Raw genomic sequence first — 6,256 nt, 5'->3', positions numbered from 1 at the left:
AAGTTAAAGCGTTGCTGGCCGAATGGTATCGGGAACGCGCCAGAGATGTCTTTCAACGCAGGCTTGATTTACTGATACCGCAGACCCTTTGGATTAATGAGCGTCCGCCGATACGTCTGCGGGCGATGCAAACGCAATGGGGTAACTGCTCTGCAAAAGGCTGTCTGACTCTGAATCCATGGCTGGTGAAAGCGTCCTCAGAATGTATCGACTATGTATTGCTACATGAGTTATGCCATGTGGCTGAGCACAACCACAGCGAAGAGTTTTACCGTCTGATGGGGCAGGTCATGCCGGGGTGGGAAAAGGTCAAGAAGCGACTGGATGGGATGGCGGGGATGTTGTTGACTGATATGTGATTTTGGGGCTTATTCTAATTTAGAAACTAATCGGGGAAGTTATGTATTCAGTATCAAAGTATATTTTTTATACCACTCTAATTCTTTATGTCCTGACATTACTAACTGTCAGCTATGTTGGTGTCTATTTAACTTATGTGGCTATTCCGGTGATTGTTGTTTCTGGATTATTAATGAAACTTCTCGGTAAAAGAAAGAGTAAATCAGGAGAAGTATCAAATGTTGTAGCCAGGGTGCTAAATGATACAAATGCCGGGCTGGAACGTTTTAATAAAGGCATGCATTGGTTCAATGAGAAAAACAGAATCATAAATGAAAAGACAAAACCTCTTAACGAACAAATTCATGCAATAAGAATGAAAATGAATGAACCGGAGGTAAAGTTAAAATATGAAACTGATCCTGAAAAAATAAAAACACTTAATGCTTTAATTGAAAGTATGGAAAAAGATATCAGGATTATAGAATCCAAGAAAGATGAAATTAAAATGGCGATAGAGATAGATATTGCCCGCAAAAGGATTAATGAATAATGTTTTAGTTTTCTGCATGGATATTGATTAACAGTGACAGTTTTCAATAACTGAAATATCAAATAAATGGCATAGTAAATATGATTGTTAAAGGGAGGTTGAATTGCATTCTGAAGCGTTGGCTATCGAATTTATTGAACAACTGAAAGGCATCTCGGTTGAGGATGATATTGAATTCAATTTCTTTGAATTGGGAGGTTCCGGATATCTCGAAAATCCAACTACGGATTTGATGGCTTTGTTTATGGGAGCCCAGAAAATGGTGCCGCCATGGTTGCTCAAAGCATTGCTATGTTGCCTGGATGATTCCCTCGATGTTGATGAAATTGATTTCACTTCTCTGGAGTTAATGAGAGAGGCCCGAACAGAAGATGGGAAATATATTGATATTCTTATCAGACATGATGAATTCATTATAGGTATTGAGCATAAAGTTCTGGCTGATACATATAATCCTTTTCCCAGCTATGTAAGTCTCATTGATAGTTACGGCGGCAACAATCAAAAACTATTTCGCTGTATATTAAAGCCTGACGGTAACAGCGCTAAAGGCGTAGACGGTTGGCAACTTATCAATTATTCACTGCTGCTGGAAACCGCCATCCGACGTCTGGGGTTGGAGATGATGAATCAAGGGTTCAGCAAGTGGACTGTTTTTTATCAGGAGTTTTTAAGTCATCTTAAAAAATTGAGTGAGGTTAGTATGGATAAGGTATCTGATAAAAATGTGGAGTTTGTCACTGAAAATTTCACGGCTTTGATAAAATCGGTTCAATTGCTGGAAATGTACCAAAATGCTATCACCGAGGAAGCTAAATCGGTTGTCTCAGAGGTATTGCCTGATATTCATATTGCAACAGGTATTAATAACTGGAAGGGTTACTATAAAGCAATTCATCTGATGCCGGGATGCTGGGGGCAAGGTAAAACAGGAATTACGTTAGTTTATCGCCCTTCAGAGGATGGTCGAGATGAAGCTGAGTTCTACGTATATGGATGGATACATTCAGATGATTACCCTGAAGTTAATGCACTAAAAGAAGAAATAAGAGTTGCTTTAAGTGCTGGAGATTTCATTCCAACAGCTAGCCCTGAGGACTATGAAGTATCAATTACTGGGAAGGGGAAAGTGCTTGAACTGAGTTTTTGGGGGAATACGAGAAGCAAAAAAGATGCACTGGTTCTTCTTAAGGGTATGACTAAGTGGATGGACTCAAAAATAAGAACATAAAGTAATATGACTGAGTGATGACGATCTTTTTAAATTGTGGATTATTAGGCTGGTAATTGAAGCGCCGAATAGACAGATATTGGAATAAAAGGAGAATATTCAAATGATTTATCAGTGTGATACTTGCAGTAGAACGACTTTTGAGGTTAATTGTCCCTGGTGTAGTGGAGTTTCGCCTGTAAAAACGTCTGCATGGGGTTCAGCATCATCGACCGCACAAGCAATAGACATACAACGTATGACACCATTGAATCCATCGTTTTATCCCGAATTTCAGTATCGTTCAAAGGGTGTTCTAAAAGATCTATTTGGGAAAAAGAAAGAGCAAACTCAGCTTAATCAATTGCTTGAAAATGTTCTCGAAAAATACTCCAGTTTAAAAGATCCATATTTTACTAACTTCATTTACACTTCCAGATTCTCACATAATAATAAATCGGAAGCAGATTACTCAACAGATAATGGTACATACTCCGAATTACAACTTTTCCGTGAGGTGTTGGTCAGAAAAGGGTTCAATGAGCTTGAGCAGTTACCTGAGCTATTAGATAAATTACTCCTTACCACGTCATTTAACGCTCTTTATTATGGTTTCGCTAAGGAAGTTAAACGGCATATTAAATCCACACTTACTGAATCCTTGAAGTCATGGATTGAGGAAGCGGGTACCACTTTTAGGGCAGATCTTTCATTGTTTCTATTCTATATATGGAGCAATAAAATAGAGTTCTCATCAGTAGAGTTCAATGAAAAAGCGGAGGCTACGCCTGGTGTTCCTTTAGTTTCATTTGATGAAGTTAAAAAATACTTAGCTGTGTGCGAACATATTTATTTTGATATTCTGGTTGATAGATTAGCTACACGGCTCGAACATTTTAACCCTAACAAATTCGTCACCATGTATTTAGTTGATGCAATGGACGGTTTCCAGTTTGAAGATTTCCTTGTGGAAGTATTCCAGACTATGGGCTATGACGTCAAAGAAACCAAGAGAACGCAAGATCAGGGGGCAGATCTCTTCGTCACTCGATTTGGTAAGGATATGGTTATTCAGGCGAAAAATTATTCTGGTTCTGTAGGTAACTCGGCGGTGCAGCAGGTGATCTCTGCTAAAACATTCTATGGTTGTGATGAGGCGATGGTTGTGACTAATTCCTACTTCACACGCTCTGCGAAAGAGTTAGCTGAATCAGCCTTGGTACGTCTGATCGACAGGGATGAACTGCAAAAGTATCTGGATGATTACAATCAGAAGATAATCGAAGATTTTCAGTCGAACTCATAATGTTTAAACATTGCAGCATTGATGGTAAGTACTGGCAGGTTTTGCGTTGGTAACTTTAATTTACTAAACCGCCTTAAAGGCGGTTTAGTAAAAAAATCGAACATTTAAAATGCTAAGTAATCATAAAGACATAATAATTTTCTGAAATCCGTGTCACACCGTCCGGAGTGTTCTTCAAGATAATTCTTTAATTCTTCTATTGATATATTATCATCCATAACAGAATACATGATTCCACCGATGACTTTCCAGTCAGGTAAGTTATCCGTTATGTCAGTTATTGTTGAGTATTCATTTCCGCATTCTTTAACATAACCCTTTAAGTCAGCGATAATTTTATCAACTTGGCGATTTTTATATTTTTCTTCATTAATGAGATTCTCACAAATTGAACTGAATGCGAAAACCGGGAACCTTTCACGAGTTGATATGACTTGCTTATTCAGTAATGATATAAGTTGTGAGTTTGCTTCATCAACTATTTTGAAATAATTTTGAATCATTTCAGTTTTGGTTTGGAATTCATATTTAACAGTCCGTTCTGAACCAACGGCTAAAACCATATCTTCATTTTTTAGTTCATCGATGTTTTCTGTTATATTTACCTTTATTTCTCCGCCGCTTTTAATAGTATTCCAAACTTTTTGCACTTTCCTGATGTCCATCGCGGAAACTGGAAGGACTAGTTTTGAAAGTGCATCATATATAGCAGTATAGTTATCTGTTTTGATTTTATTGATGCGGATAGTTGCCATGCTCTCAATATCAATATCATGCTCGGTTATTTCTGTCGTATGATCACCAGGTGCATATTCAACTAGCAGGAAGTTATCGCGAATCTTCTTTGCTAGTTCAGTGTTGACATTTACATATGAAAAAATAGTTTTTAACAGGGACTTAATGTTTGAATCACTTATGCTATAGCCAATAAATATAATAGGGTTGTGTATGAAAATAGAAAGGAGTTGGGCCCTGATTAATTCGTATTTATTATTGAAGTTATTATAGTCGTCTCTTGTTATAATTATGTTGTCTGAGTCGGTTACACAACCATGTATTTTGTAAACTGAGCCATAGGGGTTGCTAAGAAGAATATTATTCCCTATTAATGGGTTGAACTCAAAAACTTTTTCACATAAACGATCGTAATTCGTGGTTATGACGGAACCAATGTTTTTACGTGCTCTAATTAGAGCGTCAATTTCATTGCTTTTTTCGGGTCTTATCAATAAGCCGTTAAGTATTTCTGTTATATAAATTTTAAAACGGCTCAGTTTCTTGCCTTCTTTCATGTTTTTATAAAAAATATCGTTAATGGCTTCGAATTTGCCATTCCGATCAGTTGCAAGACATTTGTTGAATTCTATCTCAAGCCTTGTTGCCAAAAGGTCATAACTATATTCACCATTCTCCATTGATTCTGCTTTAAGGTCATAGTAAAACTCCTCATTACCCGTGAGTTCATTGGATATAAACTCAAGTAATTCATTCCAGCCAAAAGAGTTTTGAAGATACCTAAGACTAAAACCGGTGCCGATGAAAAGCACTGGATGATTTTTGTAATGACCTACAAAATCTTGGATTTCCATACCAATTCTCAACATTAACCCACATACTCATCATAAAATCAAATTTCGAAAGAAAATGCCAATGGTCTTTCATAAATAGTATCACCCTTATCAGACTGGAAAGGGGAACGAACATTAGTGGCAATCCACCACCATAGCTGACCTGGTACAGGTACAGCCAAGCTACATTTTTAGACGTTATTCATGTACTGAGATTGGCACTTGGGCTTCCGTGCCAGGGGGGGCTTACCTGTGCTGACTCTGTGCTCAAAGTTATCCAAGTCTATCTATTTACTGCCAATTACAGTAAAGTAGATGGACAATTGCAGCGAAGTTTCGCAATGTACTGCTATCTAACTCATTGATCCTGCGTAGAATTTAAAATCCCTCGGCCATAGGCTGTACGAGTTCAAGTCTCGTTCCGGGTACCATGGGAAAAAAGCAGAATAATCAAAGCAATAAGCAGTGTCGTGAAACCACCTACGGGTGGTTTTTTTGTGCCTGGAATTCACGCCCTGTGCATATCCTGTGCTCACGGGGTGCAATGAAGTGCAATCTCCAGCCTGGCAATGCCGAATTGAACGTGTCGCCTCCAGCATAGAGAACCAGGCCGCTTTGCCTGTTTTCCGGTACGCTTCCGGGAAGGGGGGCCTGCTGAGCAAGCTGTAATGCTCTAGCTGCCTNCCTGTTTTATGATGTAGTCTGTTCTCCGGGCTCCAGATGCAAAGATGATGAAATCAGGCTCAAGGTGTTTAATTTGTACCGCCAGCAGCTTCAGCGAGGCTAATATGACTTCCTGCACTTCATTTTGAGGGCGATTGAGAGGGGTCAGTCCGTCGTAATCCCACGCCAGTAGATTGGCATACACGATTGCCTGGGGAGGAATATTAAGCTCCCGGGCCAGCCGGAAATGATATTGCGTGAAGCGGCTACGTGATTTGAGGTTTGTGGTGCCATCATTTTGTACCGGAAGATGTTTCCTGTAACGATCTACAGCCTCTTCAACCACCTGCCCGATGGTGACGTCAGGTATAAGTCCCAGCATCCGTGATATCGTATTCTTACCATTCAGCGTATTCCAGCCAGCGGTTTCACGTCCAACCAGCATGATTTTTACCGGTGAGTGCCAGTATTCTTCAAACGGCACGGGTAAAAAGACGCCTGAGTATTTATCTTCATTCAGGTTAAATGACTGGGCGTCAACTTCCTGTAATATCCGTTTGTACGCGTCTAATAGCCTTTCCATTCTTCAATCCTGCCCCGTAATAAAAACACCTTCA

5 protein-coding genes and 1 pseudogene are annotated in these 6,256 nt (G+C 39.2%); 4 read left to right on the top strand and 2 right to left on the bottom strand.

From position 1 onward, the window contains the following. The 4 genes from GJV78_RS22030 to GJV78_RS22015 all read left to right on the top strand — a co-directional run. Positions 1 to 359: M48 family metallopeptidase (locus tag GJV78_RS22030; RefSeq protein WP_155110225.1), on the top strand; the 359-nt coding region annotated here is incomplete at its 5' end. A gap of 41 nt (positions 360 to 400) precedes the next feature. After that, positions 401 to 892 (top strand): hypothetical protein, encoded by a 492-nt coding sequence (locus GJV78_RS22025; RefSeq protein ID WP_167519707.1) that lies wholly within the window; start codon positions 401 to 403, stop codon positions 890 to 892. Positions 893 to 995: 103 nt separating this feature from the next. Then, positions 996 to 2,123 carry a PD-(D/E)XK nuclease family protein gene (locus tag GJV78_RS22020; protein ID WP_155110224.1) on the top strand — a complete coding sequence of 376 codons (1,128 nt, stop codon included), beginning with the start codon at positions 996 to 998 and terminating at the stop codon, positions 2,121 to 2,123. 103 nt (positions 2,124 to 2,226) lie between these two features. Next, positions 2,227 to 3,408: a restriction endonuclease gene (locus GJV78_RS22015; protein ID WP_045619641.1), complete on the top strand. Its 1,182-nt coding sequence runs from the start codon at positions 2,227 to 2,229 to the stop codon at positions 3,406 to 3,408. Between the two features lie 104 nt (positions 3,409 to 3,512). On the opposite strand, the gene GJV78_RS22010 is transcribed toward GJV78_RS22015, so the two are convergent. After that, complete coding sequence (locus GJV78_RS22010; protein ID WP_155110223.1) at positions 3,513 to 4,997, bottom strand: SIR2 family protein; 1,485 nt, start codon at positions 4,995 to 4,997, stop codon at positions 3,513 to 3,515. A 511-nt stretch (positions 4,998 to 5,508) separates the two neighbouring features. Continuing rightward, positions 5,509 to 6,222: pseudogene (locus tag GJV78_RS22005) on the bottom strand (hypothetical protein). Between the last annotated feature and the right edge of the window lie 34 nt (positions 6,223 to 6,256).

The organism is Intestinirhabdus alba (genome assembly GCF_009711095.1).
In the GTDB taxonomy this organism is placed as follows: Bacteria; Pseudomonadota; Gammaproteobacteria; order Enterobacterales; family Enterobacteriaceae; genus Intestinirhabdus; species Intestinirhabdus alba.
Note: the sequence above shows the minus strand (reverse complement) of the source record. Positions and strands in the feature narration are given on the sequence as shown.

What these genes read in the sequence shown, in the direction of transcription:
- GJV78_RS22015 (WP_045619641.1), top strand. Translation starts at nt 2,227, where the DNA reads ATGATTTATCAGTGTGATACTTGCAGTAGAACGACTTTTGAGGTTAAT.
- GJV78_RS22025 (WP_167519707.1), top strand. Translation starts at nt 401, where the DNA reads ATGTATTCAGTATCAAAGTATATTTTTTATACCACTCTAATTCTTTAT.
- GJV78_RS22010 (WP_155110223.1), bottom strand. Translation starts at nt 4,997, where the DNA reads ATGGAAATCCAAGATTTTGTAGGTCATTACAAAAATCATCCAGTGCTT.